Raw genomic sequence first — 21,076 nt, 5'->3', positions numbered from 1 at the left:
CCCGACCCCCCAAAACCCCCGCCCCATAACCCAAAAACACCCACCCAACCAAAAACCCCCCCCCCCAACACAAACCACCCCATAAAGCACACAAACCCCCCCCCCCCCCCCCGGCTGGGGCTCCGCCGAGCCCGGCGCCTACCGAGACCTCATGCCGCAGCGCACCGAGAAGCTGTCCTGGCTCAACCCGAGAACCCTGTGGGCCGCCCGCAACGGCGTGCTGGCCTCCTGGTTCGGGGACCCGACGGGCCGCACCCGGGACCGCTGGGTGGCGCAGCGGACGGCGGCCGGGGCGCCTGCCGACAAGGTGATCCGGCGGACGGACCCGGACCGGTTCTCGTTCCTGGTCATCGGCGACACCGGAGAGGGCGACGACCCCCAGTACGCCGTCGTGCCCGGCCTGCTGAAGGCCGGTCAGGACACCCGGTTCGCCGTCCTCGCCAGCGACGTGATCTACCCGGTGGGCAGTGCCGACGACTACGGGACGAAGTTCTTCCGCCCGTACCGCGACTACCCGGCGCCGGTCTACGCGATACCGGGCAACCACGACTGGTACGAGGACCTGGGCGGCTTCATGCGGGTCTTCTGCGACGACGCCCCGCCCCCGCCGCCCGCGCCGCGCCCCCGGCCGTTCACCCCCGCGTGGCTGCGGTCCCTGCTGTGGCACCGGGCCGACCCGGACGACGGCCGGCACCTGGACGAGGCGCGCAAGCTGCGGTCCGCGCCGGCGCAGCAGGCCGACCAGCCCGGGCCGTACTGGGCGATCGACGCCGGACCGGTGCGGATCATCGGCATCGACACGGGGCTGCTCGGCACGGTCGACGCCGCGCAGGGCGCCTGGCTGCGCGAGGTGTCCGCGGGGCCCCGGCCGAAGATCCTGGTGACCGGCTCGCCGCTCTACGTCGACGGCGAGCGCCGGCCCTGTGCCATCGAGGGCGGCGGCACGGTCGACGACATCGTCCGCGACCCGGCCCGCCACTTCGTCGCGGCGATAGGCGGCGACATCCACAACTACCAGCGCTATCCGGTCGACGTGGACGGCCGCACGATCCAGTACGTCGTGGCGGGCGGCGGTGGCGCGTTCATGCACGCCACCCACACCATCCCGCGCGTCTCGGCGGGCGGTGTCACCGAGGACGACTTCCGCTCCTATCCGCTGCGCGGCGACTCGCTCGCCTTCTACAGCGCGCTGTACGGGCGCCGGCTGCGGATGCGCCGCTTCTTCACGCTGACGGAGGCCGAGGCGACGGCCGTGATCGCCGAACGCCTCGGCATCCGCACGGGCCGCGCCCCGGGTGACGGAGCGCGGGTCACCCGGCGCACCCGGCTGGTCGCCGGGCTGCTCGGCACGGCACGGCGGCCGGAGCACAGGAAGCGGTTCCGGCTGCCCGTGCGCAAGGTCTACACGCAGGTGTTCTCACCGGGTTCGGCGACCTACAGCCCGCCGTTCTTCAAGTGCTTCCTGCGCCTGGACGTCTCCCCGGAGGCGGTGCGGCTGCGCTGCCACGCCGCCACCGGCAACCGGGCGCAGGAGCTGGACCCGCCGGTGGAGGACGAGGTGACGATCCCGCTCACCTGACGCCGACGTCACCAGCGGCCCGGTTCGCTGCCGGTGAGGGGTTCGGACGGGGTGCCGTCGACCCCGGCGGGCACGTCGCCGGCGAGCATCACGCGGTGCATGGTCCTGGGGTGGTCGAGGTGGGCGTTGTCGCTGGGGGCGAGGTGGATGGTGGCCCGGTTGTCCCAGAAGGCGACGCTGCCCGGCTCCCAGCGGAAGCGGACCGTGTACTCGGGGCGGGTGGCCTGCTCCAGGAGCAGGTCCAGGAGGGCGGCGCTCTCGGGCCGGGAGAGTCCGGTGATCTGCTCGACGTAGTAGCCGTTGACGAACAGCACCCGCTCACCCGTCTCCGGATGGACGCGGACCAGCGGGTGCACGGTCGCCGTCTGGTGGTCCAGCAGGTGCCGGACATAGGCGTCGTCGCCGGGCCGGGGCTGGTAGCCGACGCCGAGGCGGTGTTCGGCGCGCAGGGTGTCGACGAAGGCGCGCATCGGGGCGGACAGTCCGGCGTAGGCGGCGGCGAGGTTCGCCCAGGTGGTGTCGCCGCCGTACGGCGGTACCGTCTCGGCCCGCAGGATCGTGGCGGCCGGCGGGTCGACGCGGGCGCCGTGGTCGCAGTGCCAGCCGCGCAGCAGCGTGTGGCGCCGGCGGCGCAGCCACTCGTCGTGCTCCATTCCGAACCGTCCGCCCAGCTCCAGCCGGTCGGCGGTGGTCTCGATCTCCGGGAAACCGGACGGTGACGCCTTGCCGCGCCGGGGCAGGACGACCGGCTCGCCGAAGAGGCGCGCGAACGCGACATGGCCCGCGTGGTCGAGGCGCTGGTCCCGGAAGAACACCACCTTCCAGCGCAGCACCGCCGCCCGGACCGCCGCGACCTGCGCCGCGTCGAGGCCGGCCGCCAGGTCGACGCCGTGGATCTCGGCGCCGATGTGCCCGGCGGCGGGTTTCACCTCGACTTCCCGGGCCCCCGTCGCCGTGCGGCCCGCCGCTGTCCTGTCCGTCGTCATGCGTGCTCCGTTGGTCGGTGTGGTCCGTCCGTTCCGGCTCCGGCACCGATCGTGGCAGACCCCCTCGCGCCCCGTCCGGTTGATCACCGGTCCCCCGGTGGGCGAGGCTGGACGGGCGGCACACCGCCGCGCACAGTCGAGGGAAGGTCCCACGGTGATCAGCATCCCGGCGCACACGCTCAACGACGGCACCACGCTCCCCGCACTGGGCCTCGGCACCTGGCCGATGAAGGACGACGAGGCCGAGCGGGCGGTCCGTACGGCCCTGGAGACGGGGTACCGGCTGATCGACACGGCGACGAACTACCGCAACGAGACCGGCGTCGGCCGCGGGGTGGCCGCCGGCGGGGTCCCCCGCGAGGAGATCGTCGTGACGACCAAGCTGCCCGGCCGGCACCACGGCTACGAGGAGACGCTCGCCTCGTTCGAGGAGTCCCGGGCCCGGCTCGGCCTGGAGTACGTCGACCTGTACCTGATCCACTGGCCGCTGCCGCGCGTGGACAAGTACGCCGACTCCTGGAAGGCCATGATCAAGCTGCGCGAGGACGGCCTTGTGCGCTCGGTGGGCGTCTCCAACTTCACCGCGGAGCACATCGAGCGGCTGGAGAAGGAGACGGGTGTCCTGCCGTCCGTCAACCAGATCGAGCTGCACCCGCTGTTCCCGCAGGACGAGCTGCGCGACTTCCACGAGCGCAAGGGAATCCGCACCGAGAGCTGGAGCCCGCTGGGCCGCGGCAGCGACCTGCTGGACGACCCCGCCGTCGCCGCGGTCGCCGACGCGCACGGGGTGACCCCGGCCCAGGCGGTCCTGCGCTGGCACACCCAGCTGGGCGCGGTGCCCATCCCGAAGTCGGGCGACCCGGCGCGGCAGCGGGCGAACCTCGACGTCTTCGGCTTCGAACTGGACGCGGAACAGATGCGCGCCGTGGCCGACCGGGCGCACCGGCGGATCGGCGGCGACCCGGAGGTGCACGAGGAGTTCTGACGGGGGTACCCGGTCCCGGTCGGCGACGGTCTCCCGGGAAGGAGCGGCAGGTGGGCGACGCGAACGGGCTGCGGGACTACCGCGGCAAACGGGACTTCGGCCGGACCGGTGAGCCCTCGGGGCGCGGAGCGGCCGCCGGGGAGGGGCGGCCCCGCTTCGTGGTGCAGATCCACGACGCGAGCACCCTGCACTTCGACTTCCGACTGCAGGTGGGCGACGTACTGAAGTCCTGGTCGGTGCCGAAGGGCCCGCCGGCGGATCCGAGCGACAAGCGGCTCGCGGTGCCGACCGAGGACCATCCGCTGGAGTACGAGGAGTTCGAGGGCGTGATCCCGGCGGGCGAGTACGGGGGCGGCACGGTCATCGTGTGGGACCGCGGCGACTACGAGCCGCTGAGCCACGACCGGTGGGGCCGGCCCGTCGACTTCGCCGAGTCGCTCGCGCACGGCCACGCCAGGTTCCGGCTGCACGGCACGAAACTGCGCGGGGAGTACGCGCTGACCCGGTTCCGCGGCGGGCCGGACGGCGCCGCCGACGACGGGGAGGCGGCGTGGCTGCTGGTGCGGACAGCCGGCGGCGGGCCCGGGCACGCTGCCCCGGACCCCCGGCGGGCCCGGTCCGCGCGCACCGGGCGCACGCTCGCCCGGGTCGCGGCGGAGGACGGGGAGGAGTAGCGGACGCCGGTCCGCCGGGCGGGTCACCGCGCGGGCAGTGGCTGTTCGGCCCAGATGGTCTTGCCGGTGTCCGTCTGCCGGCTGCCCCAGCGCTGGGTGAGCTGGGCGACCAGCAGCAGGCCCCGGCCGCCCTCGTCGTAGGCGTGGGCCCGGCGCAGGTGGGGTGAGGTGGAACTGGCGTCGGAGACCTCACAGATGAGCGCGGTGTGGCGGATGAGGCGCAGTTGGATGGGCGGTTCGCCGTGCCGGATGGCGTTGGTGACCAGTTCGCTGACGACGAGTTCGGTGACGAAGGCCGTCTCGTCCAGCCCCCACACCGCCAGCTGTTCCATGACGGACCGCCTGGTCGCCGCCACGTGGGCGGGGTCGGGATGGACGTCCCACATGCGGATCCGGTCCTCGCCCAGGGCCCGGGTGCGGGCCAGCAGCAGCGCGACGTCGTCGGCGGGCTCCTCCGGCAGCACGGCCTTGAGCACGCCGTCGCACAGGGCGTCGAGCGAGCCCGCGGGCGCGGTCAGCGCACGGCACAGTTCCGCCGTGGCGTGGTCGACGTCGCGGTCGCGTTCGCGGTCCTCGACCAGGCCGTCGGTGTAGAGGGCGACGACGGAGCCCTCGGGCAGTTCCAGCTCGGTCGCCTCGAAGGGCAGTCCGCCGACGCCGAGCGGCGGGCCGGCGCTCACGGAGACGAGCCGCGCGGTGCCGTCGGGCAGCAGGATCGCGGGCGCGGGATGGCCGGCCGCCGCGAGGGCCAGGCGACGGGAGACGGGGTCGTAGACGGCGTAGAGGCAGGTGGCGCCCAGTTCGGCGACCTCGCCGCCGTCGCCGTCGTCCGTCTCGCCGACGGCCGCGAGGTGGGTGACGAGGTCGTCCAGGTGGGTGAGGAGTTCGTCGGGCGGCAGGTCGACGTCGGCGAGGGTGCGGACCGCGGTGCACAGACGGCCCATGGTCGCCGTGGACGGGATGCCGTGGCCCACGACGTCGCCGACGACGAGGGCGACGCGGGTGCCGGACAGCGGGATCACGTCGAACCAGTCGCCGCCGATGCCGGCCGCCGACGCGGTGGGGAGATAGCGGTGGGCCACCTCGACCGCCGCCTGGCCGGGCAGGCCCCTGGGCAGCAGGCTGCGCTGGATCGCCAGGGCGGTGGAGCGTTCGCGGGCGAAGCGGCGGGCGTTGTCCACGGAGACGGCGGCCCGGCCGACCAGTTCCTCGGCCAGTACGGCGTCCTCGGTGGCGTACGGCTGCCTGGGCGTGGTCCGGGCGGCGACCGCCACGCCCAGTGTGGTGCCGCGGGCCCGCAGCGGGACGGACAGGAGCGAGCAGACGGCTTCGCGGAACGGCTGGTTGTGCGGCGCCTCGGCCGCGCGCGTCCGCATCCAGCGGTCGAAGTCGGGGTCGCCGGGTCCGCTGAGGACGACGCGGCCCTCCCGCATCGCCCGGGCGGGCGGGGCGTAGGGCGGGTAGACCTGGTTTCCGCCCAGGTGCACGGCGGGGGTGGGGAAGCCCTCGGTCGCGGCGGCGTGGGCCACCCGGCGCAGTTCACCGTCCTCGGTGGGCACCGCGAGGGGCTCGTCGGTGCCGAGGGTCCAGTCGAGCAGGTCGACGGTGGCGAAGCCGGCGAACCGCGGCACGAGCAGGCCGACGAGTTCCTCGGCGGTGCGCACGACGTCGAGGGTGCTGCCGACCGCGCCGGCCGCGTTCAGCAGGGCCAGCCGCTCCCGCGCCCGGTGCTGTTCGGTGCTCTCCAGCGCGGCCACGGCGACGGCGGTGAGCGCGCCGGACGCGTCGTGGACCGGCCAGATCTCGACGGTCCAGGCGTGCGGGCGGGTGCCGGCGGGGGCCTGCGAGTAGGTCTCGTACTGGACGGGCCGGCCGCGCTCGGCGGCGAGCCGCAGATGGTGCAGGAAGGTCCCCCGGCCGGTCTCGGTCCGGGCCAGCGTCTCGGGGAGGCTGCGGCCGATCAGTTCCTCGGCGGGGCGGCCCATCATGTGGCACGTGGTGTCGTTGACGTGCAGGAAGCGCAGGTCGCGGTCGAGGACGGCCATCGACAGGGACGCCTGCTGGACGGCCTCGTCGATCAGGCCGTGCCCCGGGCCTTCGGGGGCGGCGGTCACGGCGTGGCCGAGCGGTTCGCCGTCGGCGCCAAGGAGCGGCCAGGACCGCAGCCGCAGGAGCACCGTGCCGCCGTCCCGGTGCCGGATCACGGCGGTGCCGGACAGGGGGCCGGAGGGCACGTCCCGCGCGAGCAGTTCCCGCGCGGCGCGTCCCACGACCTCTTCGGCCCGGTACCCGGTGAGCCGCCGCGCGCCGTCGCTCCACCCCGTCACCCTTCCGCGGGCGTCGACGATCATCGCGGCGGAGACTTCCTCCATGCCGTCCAGGATCATCCCTGGACGAAGCGGTATCAACCGGGACGGGGTGTGACCGGCCCCGTCAGGCCCCGTGCGCCCGGAGGGCGGCCAGGGCGCGGTCGGCGTGCGTGTTCATCCTGATCTCGCTGCGCACGACCTCCAGCAGGGTGCGGTCCCGGCCGATCACGAAGGTGACCCGCTTGGTCGGGGCCATGCTGAACCCCCGTTTCACCCCGAACAGCTCACGGACCGCGCCGTCGGTGTCGGAGAGCAGCGGCATGCCGAGGGTGTGGCGTCCGGTGAACTCCTGCTGCTTCTCCATGGTGTCGCCGCTGACGCCGACGGGGCGGGCGCCGACGGCCGCGAACTCGGCGGCGAGGTCGCGGAAGTGACAGGCCTCCGCGGTGCAGCCGGTGGTCAGGGCGGCGGGGTAGAAGAACAGCACGACCGGGCCGTCGGCGAGCAGCTCGGACAGGCGGCGCGGGGTGCCGGTCTCGTCGGGCAGGGTGAAGTCCTCGACGGTGTCGCCGACGGCGGGCGTACGGCTCATGACCGGCCCTCGCTGCCCTTGGCGACGCTGCGGGCCCACAGCACCAGGGGCACCTGCACGGGCAGTCTGCCGTAGGCGGCGGCCCTCAGGGGCGTGGGGCGGTGCCGCCAGTCCCAGGCCATCTTGGCGTTGGCGGGGAACACCCCGACGAAGAAGGCGGCCGCGGTCAGCGCGGCCGCCTTGCGGGTGCGCGGCAGGGCGACACCGGCGGCCAGCGCGAGTTCGGCGACGCCGCTGGCGTACGTCCACGCCCGGGGCGAGCCGGGCAGGGAGCGCGGCACGATCGCGTCGAAGGTGCGGGGCTGGGCGAAATGGGCGACGCCCGCGGTGGCCAGTAGGCCGGCGAGCAGCAGGGGTGAGCGTTCGGACCGGGACACGGTTCCTCCTCTGGGGGCCTGCCGCGCGATATTACTCGACGGTAAGGACCGGTGGCGACCGGCTCAGGCACGGCGGTTGTGAGCGCCGGGTGTGCAGCCGAACGAACGGCGGAAGACCTCGATGAACGCGCTGGCCGAGGACCAGCCGCAGCGGTGGGCGACGGTGGTCACGGGGAGGTCGTCGGCGAGCGAGAACGCGTTCAAGGTGGTCATGGCCGTCGGTGTCGGCGCTGCCCTGCTGGCCTTCGCCATCGCGTCCTTCATTCCCCGGCACCGTCCCGCCGGCTCGGTGGCGCACACGTCACCGGGCGACGGTATCGAGGCGCGGGCCGCCTCCGCCCACTGACGGCGACGGCGACGGCCCCTCCCCGGGACCGGCGCCGTTCAGGCGAACCTGGCGGGCGACGCGCGTGACGACGGCCCGGCGCGTCGAGAACTGACCCGTGGAGCTGCCGCAGATCCCGCCCATGCTCGCCACCCCCGGCGTCCTGCCGCCCGCCGCGCTGGACTCGCGCTGGGCCTACGAGACGAAGCAGGACGGCCAGCGCGTGGTGGTCTACCTGCCCGGCGACGCCACGGTGCTGTTGCGCGCCCGCTCCGGCCAGGACATCACCGCCGCCTATCCCGAACTGGCACCGCTCGCCACCGCCCTCGGCGCCATCCCGGCGGTCCTGGACGGCGAGGTGCTGGCGCTGGACGAACAGGGCCGCGCCGACTTCCAGTTGCTCCAGTCCCGGATGGGCCTCGCGCACGCCCCGGCCAGGGCGGCCCACCGGGCGGCGAGGGTCCCGGTCCACCTGGTGCTGTTCGACGCGCTGCACCTGGCGGGCAAGTCCCTGCTGCGCCTGCCCTACACCGGCCGCCGCGAGCGGCTGACGGACCTCGGCCTCGCCGGTCCTGCCTGGTCCACCCCCGCCGCGCTGGTCGGCCACGGCGCACAGGCGCTGCGCGCCACCCGCGAGCACGGCCTGGAGGGACTGGTGTGCAAGCGGCTGGACTCGGTGTACGAACCGGGGGTCCGCTCCCGTTCCTGGATCAAGATCCGGAACATGCGCAGCGAGGACGTCGTGGTCGGCGGCTGGCTGCCCGGCAAGGGACACATCACGGGCCTGCCCGGCGCCCTCCTGGTCGGCCAGCGCGCCGAGGGGCGGCTGCGCTATGTCGGCGGCGTCGGCACCGGCTGGAGCGCGGCCGAGCGTGCCGAACTGGCGGCGCTGCTCGGGGCGGCGGCGACGGACGTCTGCCCCTTCGATCCGGTACCGGCGGTGCCGGGAGCGCGCTGGGTGGTCCCCCGGCTGGTCGGCGAGGTCCGCTACAGCACCCGCACCCGGGAGGGCATGCTGCGCCAGCCCTCCTGGCTCAGGCTCCGCCCGGACCTGGCGCCCGAGGAGTCGGCGGCCGACATTCCGGACGACCCGGGGTGAACGTGTGACGGCGCGTCATTCATTGGGCCGCCCTTCATCGCGGTGACGCCCGGGCGCCCTTGGCGTGGGAGGGAAAGACGGGACCCTGAACCGTTCCTATTCAGTGAGCAGGAGTGAGTCCTGGACCCACTCTGGCTCACTGCGGACATCCCGAACGGTGTTGGGTGTCCTGGTCGCCCGCGTTCGCTCCGTGTCCGGTGGCACGGATCGTGTCCGTGGTCCGGGAATACGGGGGCGGGGTCCCTCACGCCCAGAGCCTTCCGGTGGGGCCTGGACGGTCCGATGCCCGCATCCATCGCTCTGGTGGGTGCGGGGCGGTGCCGCCCGACGCCGGACCGGATAGCCCTGGGCGCGTCGTCCGATCGCGATGCTTGCCGCATCGTGACGGGTCGTCCTACGGATTGAGCTGGTGAGGGGCTTCTGCCAGTGCTGGGCACCCCAGCGGGAGGTGTACGCGGGGTCGACGGCGATGACCGTGATGCCGGTGGCGTCAGCCATGGAGGTCAGGCGGGCGCGGAGCCGGCCGGTGGGCATGCCGGAGATCAGCTGCCGGAAACGCTTCCTGCCGCCGTGTTTCTCGCGGGTCTTCTCGGCGGTGAAGTCGAGGTCCTCGACGGCGATGGCCTGCACGCCGCAGGAGGTGGCCCAGTGCAGGAGCCGGGTCAGGGCGTGGCGGACCTGCGCGTCGCGGTGGTCGGCGGAGCCGGTCAGGTCGTAGGAGAAGCGGCGCGGACTCCCGACCGGGTTGCCGTGGGTGTCCAGGCGCCAGGCGGCGAGATGGTCGGCGTTCATGTCGACCCCGATCACCCCCTGCGCCAGCGCCGCGCCCAGAGGGATCGTGCGGGTGACAGGCTTCTGCCAGGACGCCGTCACATACCAGCGGCCGCGGGCCGGGTCGTGGTGGATGCGGTAGGCGACGGCCCGGTTCGCCGCGACGCGGTCGGCCCATTCCTGCCCCCGGTGCGCGAACCGGATCCGGCCGGTGAGGACGTACCGGCCGTGCGGCGCGTTGGCCAGCCCTGCGAGTGGGGCGGGGAGTCTGATGCTGACCTCACCGTCCGGCGTGATGCGGATGGTCTCGTTCCCGAACCGTTTCCCGGACTCCCCGTCCGCCTGCACAAACCACCGCGCGGCTTCCCACCGTTCACGCCACCGCACCTCGGTGAGCCCGGCGGCGGTCAGGTGGTGCCGCGCGCGGGCCAGCCGCCTGCCGCCCCTCACCACGCGCACCCTGCCCGCCGCCCAGTTGGCGCGCTCCCGAACCAGCCGGTCCTCCAGCACGCGCAGTCGGCGGGCCTTGGCGTGCCACTCCCGCCTGCTGCGGTAACCACCCGGAGCCCGCCTGCTGCCCTTCTGCCCGACGGGCAGCGACAACCGGTGGCGGAGGGTGCGTACTCCCGCCTCCAGCGACTGGATGTGGGCGAGAGCACTACGGCGGGCCAGCGCCCACTGGTCGTGCGTCGCCTTGGTGATCGCTCCCGCCCACCGGGCCGACGATTCGGGCGTCAGCTCCCGCTTGCGCACCGCCCACGCCCCGGCATCATGCCCCAGCCCGTCACGGCAGCGCGCTTTCAGATCGCGGGAGGCCAGCACGCCCAGATGCGCGCCCACCCGCCGCAACACCTCCACGTCAGCAGCGGTGAGCTGCTTGAGCCGGGTACGGACCGCCACCCCAGACGGGCCCAGCGCGACAAACGGCGCCGCAAGCTCCCGTAGACCCCCCACCCCACACCCCCGATCAGCCGTGACGACTCGCCCACCCCACCCAACGACGACCACCCGCCAGAGGTCACGCATGCGACGGACAGACTCCCGTTCGCACCCGGACACCGAGCCCTCCGACCCTGCCGTACTCACCCATGCACGCCAGAGCACACTCATGCGGAGTCAAAGACCAGCAGTTCCCAACCCCCCTTCCCCCCACAGCCGTTGGGCTGCGCCCAGCAGAGGAGAACGCGATGCCCTCGCGTACCGCCACCCCCCGCCGCCTGAGATGGCTCACCGCACCGCTCGGTGCCCTCGCCCTCGTCGTCGCCTTCCCCGCGAGCGCGTTCGCCGCCCCGCCGCCGGGACTGCCCGGCAACGCGGACGGCCTGGAGCAGACGTACCAGCCGGCCTACGACTACGACACCGACGGCTGCTATCCCACGCCGGCCATCGGCGCCGACGGCACGGTCAACGGCGGGCTCAAGCCGACCGGCGCGCTCAACGGCAACTGCCGGGACGCCGCCGACCTGGACAACACCAACGGCTACTCGCGGGCGAAGTGCGACAACGGGTGGTGCGCCTACATGTACGGCCTGTACTTCGAGAAGGACCAGGCGCTGCCCGGCAGCAGTCTCGGCGGCCACCGGCACGACTGGGAGCACGTGGTGGTGTGGGTGCGGGACGGCGCGGTGCGGTACGTCTCGACCTCCAACCACGGCTCGTTCAGCGTGCACGCGCGTTCGGCGGTCCGCTTCGACGGCACCCACCCGAAGATCGTCTACCACAAGGACGGCATCAGCACCCACTGCTTCCGCCTGGCGACCCCGGGCGACGAGCCGCCGGAGAACCACAAGGGCGGCTGGCAGTACCCGGCGCTGGTGGGCTGGAACGGCTATCCGGCGGGTGTGCGCGACAAGTTGGCCTCCCACGACTTCGGCAGCGCCCACTTCGGCCTGAAGGACGGCAGCTTCGCCTCCCACCTGGCGGCTGCCAAGCCCGCCGGCATCCCCTTCGACCCGAACGCCTGAGAGGCGGACGCCCGAGCGGGACGCCCGGGGAGACGGACGACAACCGGCCGGTCGGGCGAACCACGCGACCTGGGCACCCCGGTGAGCACTATCGTGTCCGCATGTCCGACCCCGAACTGATCCGTATCGTCTCGCGCGACTCCCCCATGGCCCTCGCTCAGGTCGAGCGCGTCCGGGGGGAGCTGGCGGCCCTCCACCCCGGTGTGCGCACCGAGGTCGTACCGGTGAAGACCACCGGCGACAAGTGGCTCGGCGACCTGTCGCTGGTGGAGGGCAAGGGCGCGTTCACCAAGGAGGTGGACGCCGCCCTGCTGTCGGGCGAGGCCGATCTCGCCGTGCACTGCGTCAAGGACGTGCCCGCCGACCGGCCGCTGCCCGCCGGCACGGTGTTCGCCGCCTTCCTGGAGCGCGACGACATCAGGGACGCCCTCGTCCACCCGGAGGGGCTCACCCTGGACGAACTGCCGGCCGGGACCCGCGTCGGCACCTCCTCGGTGCGCCGCGTCGCGCAGCTGGCCGCCACCCACCCGAACCTGCGGTGCGTGCCGTTCCGGGGCAACGCCAACCGGCGGCTGGCGAAACTGGCCGCCGGTGAGGCGGACGCGCTGCTGCTCGCGGTCTCCGGCCTGGAGCGCATCGGCCGCCGGGACGTGATCAGCGAGGTCCTCTCCCCCGAGACGATGATGCCGCCGATCGGCGCGGGTGTCCTCGCCCTCCAGTGCCGCGAGGACGACACCGCGCTGATCGACGCGGTCAGCGGCCTCGGCCATCCGCGGACGCACCGGGAGGCGACGGCGGAGCGCATGTTCCTGCACGTTCTCCAGGGGCACTGCAACAGCCCGATCGCCGGGTACGCCCGCGTGGACCGGAGCGGGGAACTCTCGCTGCGGGCCTGTGTGTTCACCCCGGACGGCAAGACGCGGCTGAACGCCCACGAGTGGGCCGGCCGGCTCGACCCGGCCACCCTGGGCACCTCGGTCGCCGTGGCCCTGCTGCGTCAGGGCGCCCGCGAGATCATCGACGGCATCGCGCACTGAGGCGCCGCGGCCCGGCCGCTGCCACCCCGGCGGATCAGGCGGAGCCCTCCTCCGCCTGCCCCCGCAGGAAGGCGCTCACCTGGTGCGCGAGCCCCTCGTCCCGCACCGCGCCCGGGGCCGCCCCGGCGGCTGTGTCGGGCAGTCCGAGGCCGCCGCTCCACAGCCGGCGGTCGGCCCACTCCTCGTCCACCCGCAGCTGGACCTGGACGTCCACCTGCCCCAGGCTCGGCTCCGGGCCGGCCGCGTAGAGCACGGCGGTGGCCCGGCGCAGCGGGTAGACGTCGAAGCCCTCGATGAACTGGGAGTTGCGCCAGTCGAGGAAGGCGCTCTCACCGTCGGGGCCGATCCGCACGTCGATCTGGCCGTCCTCCAGGTGGATGCCGAGGTGCCCGGTGCCCCGGTTCTCGACGGTCACCCGGACACAGAAGTACGTCAGCCCCTCGGCGGCGTCGTCGCGCCCACGCGGCGGCTCGGCCGGCTCAAGACGGTGGACGCGGACCCGCAGGCCGGCGTGCTCGTCGTACTCCTGCCAGTCCCCGACCACGTTCGGCTCGTACACGGTGCCCCTCTCGACCTCTCGACGCTGCTTCCTATCTGGGCGCTCAGTGCACTGTCAAATGAGTGGAATGCGCTGTGGCCAGGGACTTCGTGCCCTTTGACCGGTGATCAAGCGCTGCCCAGGAACGATCCGCCGACGCCCGCGCCGGACGATCACGGGGAGCGTGCCGCACATCACTTCCGGCCCGTCCGCCGTGTCGATCACCGGCCCGCAGCCGTTCGAGTGGCCGTTCGGGCCAATCGCGCTCAGTATCCATATGTACGAGGACTTGCCAGCACCCCTGCCGAGGGAGGTGCGCGTGATGCGTGTCGCCGGCCGTACCAAGCCCCACCCGCACGACGACGCCCCCGACACCGCCGCGGCGTTCGACCGGCTCGCCGGGCTGCCCGAGGGACCCGAGCGCAAGGCGCTGCGGGACGAACTGATCCGGAGCTGGCTCCCGATGGCGGAGCGGATCGCCGTACGCTTCCGGGGCCGCGGCGAGAACCTGGAGGACCTCTACCAGGTGGCGGCCCTCGGGCTGGTCAAGGCCGTCGACCACTACGACCCGGAACGCGGCCACGCCTTCGAGGCGTACGCCGTGCCGACCGTGACCGGCGAGATCAAGCGGCACTTCCGCGACCACATGTGGACCCTGCACGTGCCGCGCCGGATCCAGGACCTGCGCAACCGGGTGCGCCGCTCGGCGAAGGAGCTGGCGCAGACCACGCCGGGACGCGCGCCGACGGTCGAGGAGATCGCCGAGCACGCGCAGCTGACCACGGTCGAGGTCCGTACCGGCATGGAGGCCCTGGAGTGCTTCACCGCCCTGTCGCTGGAGGCGGAGATGCCCGGCACCGACGGGTACGCCCTCGGGGACGCGCTCGGCGGCCCCGATCCGGCGTTCGACGCGGTGGTGGACCGGGTGGCCGTGCGGCCCTGCCTGGAGGCGCTGCCCGAGCGCGAGCGCACCATCCTCTACCTGCGCTTCTTCGGCGGGATGACGCAGAGCCGCATCGCGCAGCAGCTCGGCATCTCCCAGATGCACGTCTCCCGGCTGCTCACCGGCTGCTTCGACCGGATCCGCGAGGAGATCCTCACGGAGGTCCGCTGAGGGGTCTCAGCGCTCCGGCGGGGCGGCCGGGGACGTGGGTCGGGCACTGGCGGTCCAGGGTGTCCTCCAGGGCGGCCCGTATCCGCGGCGGCATCACCCCGGTGCGCCCCCAGACGAGGATCGTCTCCGCGACGTCACGGAGTTTGATGTTCGTGTGCTGGGAGACCTCCCTCAGGATGATCCACCCCTGGTCCGGTGCCACCCGGCCCAGGACGACGATCATCCCGATCGCCTGGTCCACGACGGCGTGCGAGACGACCGCCTCCTTCAGCTGCCGGACCTGCTCCTGCAGCTGGAAGATCTGGTCCGAGCCCGTGTCCGTGGGCATGGTTACCTCCGGATCCGGCGGGTCACCGCAGCCTGTGCCGCGCGGGACCGCTGTGCCGCCTCCATGGTCGCGACCCCCGGGGCGGCGCGCCACTGGGCCGTACGGGGCGCCCGCGCCACCGTTTCGGCGTCGCCGCCGGGGTACTCGGCAGGCGCCCGCCGCACTCCCGGCCGGACACTGGTGTGGAGCCGGTGGCTGCCGGTGGACGAGACCAGGACGCGACTGCCATGAACCACGACATGACCTACCCCGCCGGCGCGGACAGCCTGATGTCCACGCACTCCGTGTACGGGGCGCCCTGCTGGGTGAGTCTCACCAGCCGGGATCTGTTGGCCACCGAGGAGTTCTACTCCGCCGTGCTGGGCTGGCAGTGGCGGCCCGGCAAGCTGGGCGAGCCCTTCCGCATCGCGCTGGCCGACGAGGTGCCCGTCGCCGGGATCGCCGCGGTGGCCGCGATGTGGCAGATGGCGGTGGCGTGGACGCCGTACTTCGCCGTGCGCAGCGCGGACGAGGCCGTGTCGCGGGCGCAGGAGCGCGGCGGTACCACCGCGGTCGGGCCGATCTCCCTGCCGCCCGGGCGGGCCGCGCTGCTCGCCGACCGGGACGGCGCGACCTTCGGGATCTGGGAGGGCGAGCTGTTCACCGAGTGGGACGCCTGGCGCATGTCGCGCCCCGCGTTCATCCGGCTGCACACGCGTGACGCCTTCGACGCCGCCATCTTCTACGGCGAGATCTTCGACTGGGCGTCGGGCGAGGGCTGCTGCGAGGTCCGGTACGAGGGCGACGAGGTGGTCCTGCGCAATCAGGGCGACGTCGTGGCCCGCATCGAGTCCGGCGCCCTGGAGGCGGCCCCCGACCCGGCCGTGCGGCCGCACTGGCAGGTCCACTTCGCGGTGGACGACGTCGGGGCGTGCGCCCGGGCGGCGGAGCTGCACGGCGGCAGCGTGCTCTCCCTGGGCGGCGACGAGGCCGTGCTCCGGGACGCCGACGGCGCGCAGTTCACGGTGACCGCGCGCCGCCTCGACGGCTGACCTCACCGGCTCACCGGCCGGTGCGGGACGGCCGGGAGAGCAGCAGCAGACTGCGTTGCTCGACGGTCACCGCGGTGTCCGCCTTGTGCTCCGCCTCGTCGGGGACGCCCTCGGGGTCGGCGGTGTCGACCAGGGCCGTCCAGCGCTCGCCGTAGCCCGCGCCGGGCAGCCGGAAGCCGGCGGGCTCCCAGTGGCTGTTGAACAGCAGCAGGAAGGAGTCGTCGACCACCGGCCGGCCGCGCGGGTCGGGTTCGGCGATGGCGTCGCCGTTGAGGAAGACGCCGACGGCGTGCGCGTCGGAGCGCTGCCAGTCGGCGTCGGTCATCTCCGTGGCGTCCGGCCGCAGCCACACCAGGTCGGGCAGCGGCTGGTCCGCTCGGGTGACCGTGTCGCCGAGGAAGAAGCGGCGCCGGCGCAGCACGGGGTGGTCGGCGCGCAGCGCGATGACGCGCCGGGCGAAGTCCAGGAGGGCGTGCTGCTCGTCGTCCAGCCGCCAGTCGATCCAGGAGATCTCGTTGTCCTGGCAGTAGGCGTTGTTGTTGCCGCGCTGGGTACGGCCCAGTTCGTCGCCGTGGCAGAGCATCGGGATGCCCTGGGAGAGCAGGAGCGTGGCGAGGAAGTTGCGCTGCTGGCGGCCGCGCAGCTCCCGGACGGCCGGGTCCTTGGTCGCGCCCTCGGCGCCGCAGTTCCAGGACCGGTTGTGGCTCTCGCCGTCCTGGTTGTCCTCGCCGTTGGCGTCGTTGTGCTTGTCGTTGTAGGAGACGAGGTCGCGCAGGGTGAACCCGTCGTGCGCCGTCACGAAGTTGACGCTGGCGCGGGGGCGGCGCCGGCTGTGCTGGTACAGGTCGGACGAGCCGGTCAGCCGGGAGGCGAACTCGCCGAGGGTGTGCTCCTCCGAGCGCCAGAAGTCCCGTACGGCGTCCCGGTACTTGCCGTTCCACTCCGACCACAGCGACGGGAAGTTGCCGACCTGGTAGCCGCCCTCGCCGACGTCCCAGGGCTCGGCGATCAGCTTGACGCGGCTGATCACCGGGTCCTGCTGGATGAGGTCGAAGAACGCCGACAGCCGGTCCACCTCGTGGAACTGCCGGGCCAGGGTGGCCGCGAGGTCGAAGCGGAAGCCGTCGACGTGCATCTCGGTCACCCAGTACCGCAGCGAGTCCATGATGAGCTGGAGGACGTAGGGGTGCCGCATCAGCAGGCTGTTGCCGGTGCCGGTGGTGTCGTAGTAGTGCTGCCAGTCGCCGTCCACCAGGCGGTAGTACGAGGCGTTGTCGATGCCCCGGAAGGAGAGGCTGGGGCCCTGCTCGTTGCCCTCGGCGGTGTGGTTGTAGACCACGTCGAGGATGACTTCGAGGCCGGCCTCGTGCAGCGTCTTGACCATCGACTTGAACTCGGTGACCTGCTGGCCGCGGGTGCCGAGGGCGGCGTAGCCGTTGTGGGGCGCGAAGAAGCCGATGGTGTTGTAGCCCCAGTAGTTGGACAGGCCCCGGTCCTGGAGCACCCCGTCGTACACGAACTGGTGCACCGGCATCAGCTCCACGGCGGTCACGCCGAGGGACGTCAGGTGCTCCACGACCGCCGGGTGCGCCAGCCCGGCGTAGGTGCCGCGCAGTTCCGGCGGGACGTCGGGATGGGTGCGGCTGAGCCCGCGGACGTGCGCCTCGTAGATCACGGACTCCGCGTACCGGCGCCTGGGCGGGCGGTCGTCGCCCCAGTCGAAGAAGGGGTCGGTGACGACGCCGAGCATGGTGTGTCCGGCGCTGTCGCCCGGGTCGGCCCTGCCCTGCGCCCGTTCGAAGAGGGAAGCGTGGTTGTCCACCAGCCCGTCCACCGCGCGGGTGTAGGGGTCGAGGAGCAGCTTCGCGGGATTGCAGCGGTGGCCCACCGCGGGGGCCCACGGACCGTGGACCCGGTAGCCGTACCGCCGGCCCGGGCCGACGCCGGGCAGGTAGCAGTGCCAGACGAAGCCGTCGACGTCGGGCAGCGCGATCGTGCTGTGGGTGCCGTCGTCGTCGACGAGCACCAGGTCGACCCGTTCGGCGACCTCGCTGAACAGCGCGAAGTTGGTGCCCTGCCCGTCGTAGACGGCGCCCAGCGGATAGGGGAGCCCGCTCCACACGGGCGACCCCTTCCAGTTCGGCCGCTCGCGGGTCACCGGGCCTCCTCCAGCACGCCGACGGCCGGGCGGGCGAGGCGCGCCACCGGCATGATCTCCCGCGGCACTTCCAGCCCCTCCTGGGTGATCGGCTCCGGTGACCTGGCCACCAGCGGGACGCGTTCGGCGGACCGGGCGCGCCGGGAGAACCAGATGACCTTCGCCCCGGTGCCGGTGGCGCAGCAGCCCCAGCCGTCGCTGTGCGCGGCGAGGTGCTGGAGGCAGGTGCGCAGGTCCTGGTCGGGGCGGAGGGCGTGGTCGTTGCCCGCTACGGCCGTGATGAGGTGCTGGTGGTTCCACCACATCTCGATCGACGTGTTCTTGTCGCTCGCGTGCTCGTCGATCGCCCGAAGCAGCATCTCGGCACCCGAACAGACCGGCTCGACGAGGTTCTCCAGGTTCCAGAACCGGAGGTGAGCGGCCAGGATGCGCCTGACCTGTCGGACCCGTTCCGGGCTCACTTCCACGTCGAGGTGGTAGTAGCAGGGCACTGCGGTCTTCATCGTCGTGGCTCCTCACCGCGAAGGCTCCCGCTCCTCCCGTCCCTTGGGGGACGGGCTCCCCGATCACGAAGCGTGAGCGCTGATCGCTTCTGAGTCACTCCAGAGTGGGAGCGGTAGTCCATTCGTGCAACACGAGCGCCGAATCCCTGCAAATGGGCGGAAAGCGGGGCGGCGGCGACCCGAGAAACGGTTGAAGATCCAACAAGACGGCGCGTCACCACCCGTGCACCATGTGTGAAGAACTCGATCGTCCGTACCACCGGACCGTCCGGAAGGTGACCGGCCATGCTGCTCCCCGCGAAGAGCGAAGTCGCCCGGCAGCTGCGGCATTACCGCGCCTGGGAACGCTCGATGCTGGCGTCCCCCACGGACCTGACGGTCCGCACCACCTTCGAGGACTCCGGCTACACCCTCTGCGTGCTGATGGGAAAGCGGTGCGCGCGCGAGGCCGCCGACGCCGCCGAGCGGTATCTGCGGACGAACCTGGTCACCCATGCGCAGGAGCAGCCGGAACGTTTCGCACCCTCGGGGCCGAGGACCCCCTCCGGCGCTGCCTGACCCATCGGCCGGGCGCACGCCCGGCCCCGAGCACGGCGGAGGTGAGAACGGATGACTAGGACCGTGGGCATCGGACGCATCCCGGTACGGGACGTCCACCCGGTGGTGGAGCACGGCAGGCGGCCGGCGAAGGCGGTGACGGGGGAGACGTTCGAAGTCTCCGCCTCCGTGTTCCGGGAGGGACACGACGCGGTCGCCGCCAACGTCGTGCTGAAGGACCCGGAGGGCCGGCCGGGCCCGTGGACGCCGATGCGGGAGCTGGCACCCGGCACCGACCGCTGGGGCGCCGAGGTCACCCCGGGCGCACCTGGCAACTGGACCTACCGGGTGGAGGCGTGGAGCGACCCCGTCTCCACCTGGCGGCACCACGCGGGCATCAAGATCCCGGCCGGCATCGACGCCGGCCTCGTTCTCGAGGAGGGGGCCGAGCTGTACCGGCGGGCCGCCGCCGGCGTTCCGGGGACCTCGGGGCGGTCGGTGCTGCTGGCCGCCTCGGAGACCCTGCTCGACGACACGCTGCCCGTGGCCACCCGGCTGGCGGCGGCGTTGACGCCGGAGGTGGACGCGGTGCTGGCCCGGCACCCGCTGCGGGAGCTGGTCACCTCCTCCGACCCGCTCCCCCTGCTGGTCGAACGCGAACGCGCCCTGTACGGCGCCTGGTACGAGTTCTTCCCCCGCTCCGAGGGCACCCCCGAACAGCCCCACGGCACCTTCCGCACCGCCGCCCGCCGGCTGCCCGCCATCGCCGCGATGGGCTTCGACGTCGTCTACCTCCCACCCGTCCACCCCATCGGCACCACCCACCGCAAAGGCCAGAACAACACCCTCTCCGCCACCCCCGACGACGTCGGCGTCCCCTGGGCCATCGGCTCCCCCGAAGGCGGCCACGACACCCTCCACCCCGCCCTGGGCACCCTCGACGACTTCGACCACTTCATCCACACCGCCGGCCGGCACGGCCTGGAGATCGCCCTCGACTTCGCCCTCCAGTGCTCCCCCGACCACCCCTGGGTCCACAAACACCCCGACTGGTTCCACCACCGCCCCGACGGCACCATCGCCCACGCCGAGAACCCGCCCAAGAAGTACCAGGACATCTACCCCGTCGCCTTCGACGCCGACCTCGACGGCCTCATCACCGAGACCGTGCGCGTCCTGCGCTTCTGGATGGACCACGGCGTGCGCGTCTTCCGCGTCGACAACCCCCACACCAAACCCGTCGTCTTCTGGGAACGCGTCATCGGCGAGATCAACCGCGCCGACCCCGACGTCATCTTCCTGGCCGAGGCCTTCACCCGCCCCGCGATGATGCACACCCTCGCCCAGATCGGCTTCCAGCAGTCCTACACCTACTTCACCTGGCGCAACACCAAACAGGAACTGACCGAGTACCTCACCGAACTGTCGGGGGAGGCCGCCTCCTACATGCGGCCCAACTTCTTCGCCAACACCCCCGACATCCTGCACGCCTACCTCCGGACCGGCGGCCGCCCCGCCTTCGAGGTCCGCGCCGTCCTCGCCGCCACCCTCTCCCCCACCTGGGGCATCTACAGCGGCTACGAACTCTGCGAGCACACACCCCTGCGCGAGGGCAGCGAGGAATACCTCGACTCCGAGAAGTACCAGCTCAAACCCCGCGACTGGGCCGCCGCCACCCGCGAGGGCCGCACCATCGCCCCCCTCATCACCCGCCTCAACACCATCCGGCGTGACCATCCCGCGCTGCACCGGCTGCGCAACCTCCGCTTCCACCGGACCGACAACGACGCGCTGATCGCGTACAGCAAGCGCCTCGGGTCCGACGCCGTCCTGGTGGTCGCCAATCTCGATCCGCATCGCACCCAGGAGGCCACGATCTCCCTCGACATGCCGCAGCTCGGCCTGGACTGGCACGAGACCGTGCCCGTCCATGACGAACTCACGGGTCAGACCTACCACTGGGGCCGGACGAACTACGTGCGTCTGGAGCCCGGCCGGACTCCCGCCCACGTCTTCCACGTCCGGCGGCCGTCCGCCGCCGCGCCGCAGAACGGTGGGTCAGGAGCCTCATGACCGTCAACGAGCCCGTGCCGGACACCTTCGAGGACACCCCGGCCAAGGACCGCGACCCGGACTGGTTCAAACGAGCCGTCTTCTACGAGGTTCTCG

The 21,076-nt window shown here is 72.9% G+C and carries 20 protein-coding genes and 1 pseudogene; 11 read left to right on the top strand and 10 right to left on the bottom strand.

From position 1 onward, the window contains the following. Positions 1–151: 151 nt before the first annotated feature. The gene (locus ACFWR9_RS40120; protein ID WP_383851854.1) at positions 152–1,579 is read left to right on the top strand and encodes a metallophosphoesterase family protein; all 1,428 of its coding nucleotides are present in this window, start codon (positions 152–154) and stop codon (positions 1,577–1,579) included. 8 nt (positions 1,580–1,587) lie between these two features. Here the strand turns inward: ACFWR9_RS40120 and ACFWR9_RS40115 are convergent, their stop codons facing one another. Next, entirely contained in the window at positions 1,588–2,565 is a 978-nt protein-coding gene (locus tag ACFWR9_RS40115) for a TauD/TfdA dioxygenase family protein (RefSeq protein WP_383851851.1), read from the bottom strand. 154 nt (positions 2,566–2,719) lie between these two features. Between ACFWR9_RS40115 and ACFWR9_RS40110 the strand changes: the two genes are divergently transcribed. Next, positions 2,720–3,550 (top strand): aldo/keto reductase, encoded by an 831-nt coding sequence (locus ACFWR9_RS40110; RefSeq protein WP_383851849.1) that lies wholly within the window; start codon positions 2,720–2,722, stop codon positions 3,548–3,550. A 50-nt stretch (positions 3,551–3,600) separates the two neighbouring features. Further along, positions 3,601–4,224 (top strand): DNA polymerase ligase N-terminal domain-containing protein, encoded by a 624-nt coding sequence (locus ACFWR9_RS40105; RefSeq protein WP_383851846.1) that lies wholly within the window; start codon positions 3,601–3,603, stop codon positions 4,222–4,224. A gap of 23 nt (positions 4,225–4,247) precedes the next feature. On the opposite strand, the gene ACFWR9_RS40100 is transcribed toward ACFWR9_RS40105, so the two are convergent. The 4 genes and pseudogenes from ACFWR9_RS40100 to ACFWR9_RS40085 all read right to left on the bottom strand — a co-directional run. Further along, a complete protein-coding gene (locus ACFWR9_RS40100) occupies positions 4,248–6,596 on the bottom strand; it encodes a SpoIIE family protein phosphatase (protein ID WP_383851843.1) in 2,349 nt (782 codons plus the stop codon). Between the two features lie 61 nt (positions 6,597–6,657). Further along, on the bottom strand, positions 6,658–7,125 hold the full coding sequence (locus ACFWR9_RS40095) for a peroxiredoxin (protein ID WP_383851840.1): 468 nt from the start codon (positions 7,123–7,125) through the stop codon (positions 6,658–6,660). Then, the gene (locus ACFWR9_RS40090; protein WP_383851837.1) at positions 7,122–7,502 is read right to left on the bottom strand and encodes a DoxX family protein; all 381 of its coding nucleotides are present in this window, start codon (positions 7,500–7,502) and stop codon (positions 7,122–7,124) included. Before ACFWR9_RS40090 ends, ACFWR9_RS40095 begins: the two co-directional genes overlap by 4 nt. A gap of 63 nt (positions 7,503–7,565) precedes the next feature. Beyond that, a pseudogene (locus tag ACFWR9_RS40085) lies at positions 7,566–7,691 on the bottom strand (helix-turn-helix domain-containing protein); the annotation flags it as partial. Positions 7,692–7,713: 22 nt separating this feature from the next. Here ACFWR9_RS40085 and ACFWR9_RS40080 point away from each other — a divergent pair. Both ACFWR9_RS40080 and ligD read left to right on the top strand, forming a co-directional pair. Beyond that, positions 7,714–7,848, top strand: coding sequence for a hypothetical protein (locus ACFWR9_RS40080; RefSeq protein ID WP_383851835.1), 135 nt, complete (start codon positions 7,714–7,716; stop codon positions 7,846–7,848). A gap of 97 nt (positions 7,849–7,945) precedes the next feature. Next, entirely contained in the window at positions 7,946–8,926 is a 981-nt protein-coding gene (gene ligD / locus ACFWR9_RS40075; RefSeq protein WP_383851832.1) for a non-homologous end-joining DNA ligase, read from the top strand. Positions 8,927–9,022: 96 nt separating this feature from the next. Here ligD and ACFWR9_RS40070 read toward each other — a convergent pair whose 3' ends face one another. Beyond that, positions 9,023–10,651, bottom strand: a complete 1,629-nt coding sequence (locus ACFWR9_RS40070) for an IS200/IS605 family accessory protein TnpB-related protein (RefSeq protein WP_383851831.1) — start codon at positions 10,649–10,651, stop codon at positions 9,023–9,025. Positions 10,652–10,884: 233 nt separating this feature from the next. Here ACFWR9_RS40070 and ACFWR9_RS40065 point away from each other — a divergent pair, with 233 nt between their 5' ends. Together ACFWR9_RS40065 and hemC are read left to right on the top strand one after the other, a co-directional pair. Further along, on the top strand, positions 10,885–11,661 hold the full coding sequence (locus tag ACFWR9_RS40065) for an NPP1 family protein (protein ID WP_383851828.1): 777 nt from the start codon (positions 10,885–10,887) through the stop codon (positions 11,659–11,661). A gap of 101 nt (positions 11,662–11,762) precedes the next feature. After that, positions 11,763–12,698, top strand: coding sequence for a hydroxymethylbilane synthase (hemC, locus tag ACFWR9_RS40060; protein WP_383851826.1), 936 nt, complete (start codon positions 11,763–11,765; stop codon positions 12,696–12,698). A 34-nt stretch (positions 12,699–12,732) separates the two neighbouring features. Here the strand turns inward: hemC and ACFWR9_RS40055 are convergent, their stop codons facing one another. Next, positions 12,733–13,257, bottom strand: coding sequence for a hypothetical protein (locus tag ACFWR9_RS40055; RefSeq protein ID WP_383851823.1), 525 nt, complete (start codon positions 13,255–13,257; stop codon positions 12,733–12,735). A 301-nt stretch (positions 13,258–13,558) separates the two neighbouring features. On the opposite strand from ACFWR9_RS40055, the gene ACFWR9_RS40050 reads away from it, so the two are divergent. Further along, positions 13,559–14,350, top strand: coding sequence for a SigB/SigF/SigG family RNA polymerase sigma factor (locus ACFWR9_RS40050; protein ID WP_383851857.1), 792 nt, complete (start codon positions 13,559–13,561; stop codon positions 14,348–14,350). Here ACFWR9_RS40050 and ACFWR9_RS40045 read toward each other — a convergent pair. Next, the gene (locus tag ACFWR9_RS40045) at positions 14,334–14,678 is read right to left on the bottom strand and encodes an ANTAR domain-containing protein (RefSeq protein ID WP_383851821.1); all 345 of its coding nucleotides are present in this window, start codon (positions 14,676–14,678) and stop codon (positions 14,334–14,336) included. The two genes, ACFWR9_RS40050 and ACFWR9_RS40045, sit on opposite strands and share 17 nt — an antisense overlap. Positions 14,679–14,905: 227 nt before the next feature. On the opposite strand from ACFWR9_RS40045, the gene ACFWR9_RS40040 reads away from it, so the two are divergent. Beyond that, a complete protein-coding gene (locus ACFWR9_RS40040; RefSeq protein WP_383851818.1) occupies positions 14,906–15,709 on the top strand; it encodes a VOC family protein in 804 nt (267 codons plus the stop codon). 10 nt (positions 15,710–15,719) lie between these two features. Here the strand turns inward: ACFWR9_RS40040 and glgX are convergent, their stop codons facing one another. Together glgX and ACFWR9_RS40030 are read right to left on the bottom strand one after the other, a co-directional pair. Further along, positions 15,720–17,867 carry a glycogen debranching protein GlgX gene (gene glgX, locus ACFWR9_RS40035; protein WP_383851815.1) on the bottom strand — a complete coding sequence of 716 codons (2,148 nt, stop codon included), beginning with the start codon at positions 17,865–17,867 and terminating at the stop codon, positions 15,720–15,722. After that, positions 17,864–18,370, bottom strand: coding sequence for a pep a2 (locus tag ACFWR9_RS40030; RefSeq protein ID WP_383851812.1), 507 nt, complete (start codon positions 18,368–18,370; stop codon positions 17,864–17,866). The genes glgX and ACFWR9_RS40030 overlap by 4 nt, the downstream gene beginning before the upstream one ends. A 285-nt stretch (positions 18,371–18,655) precedes the next feature. On the opposite strand from ACFWR9_RS40030, the gene ACFWR9_RS40025 reads away from it, so the two are divergent. Next, positions 18,656–18,928 carry a DUF5133 domain-containing protein gene (locus ACFWR9_RS40025; protein WP_383851809.1) on the top strand — a complete coding sequence of 91 codons (273 nt, stop codon included), beginning with the start codon at positions 18,656–18,658 and terminating at the stop codon, positions 18,926–18,928. A 51-nt stretch (positions 18,929–18,979) separates the two neighbouring features. Further along, positions 18,980–20,980 (top strand): alpha-1,4-glucan--maltose-1-phosphate maltosyltransferase, encoded by a 2,001-nt coding sequence (locus tag ACFWR9_RS40020; RefSeq protein ID WP_383851806.1) that lies wholly within the window; start codon positions 18,980–18,982, stop codon positions 20,978–20,980. Positions 20,981–21,076 lie beyond the last annotated feature (96 nt).

This window comes from Streptomyces sp. NPDC058534 (assembly GCF_042717365.1).
In the GTDB taxonomy this organism is placed as follows: Bacteria; Actinomycetota; Actinomycetes; order Streptomycetales; family Streptomycetaceae; genus Streptomyces.
The sequence above is the reverse complement of the archived record's forward strand: the minus strand, read 5'-3'. Positions and strand labels throughout refer to the sequence as shown.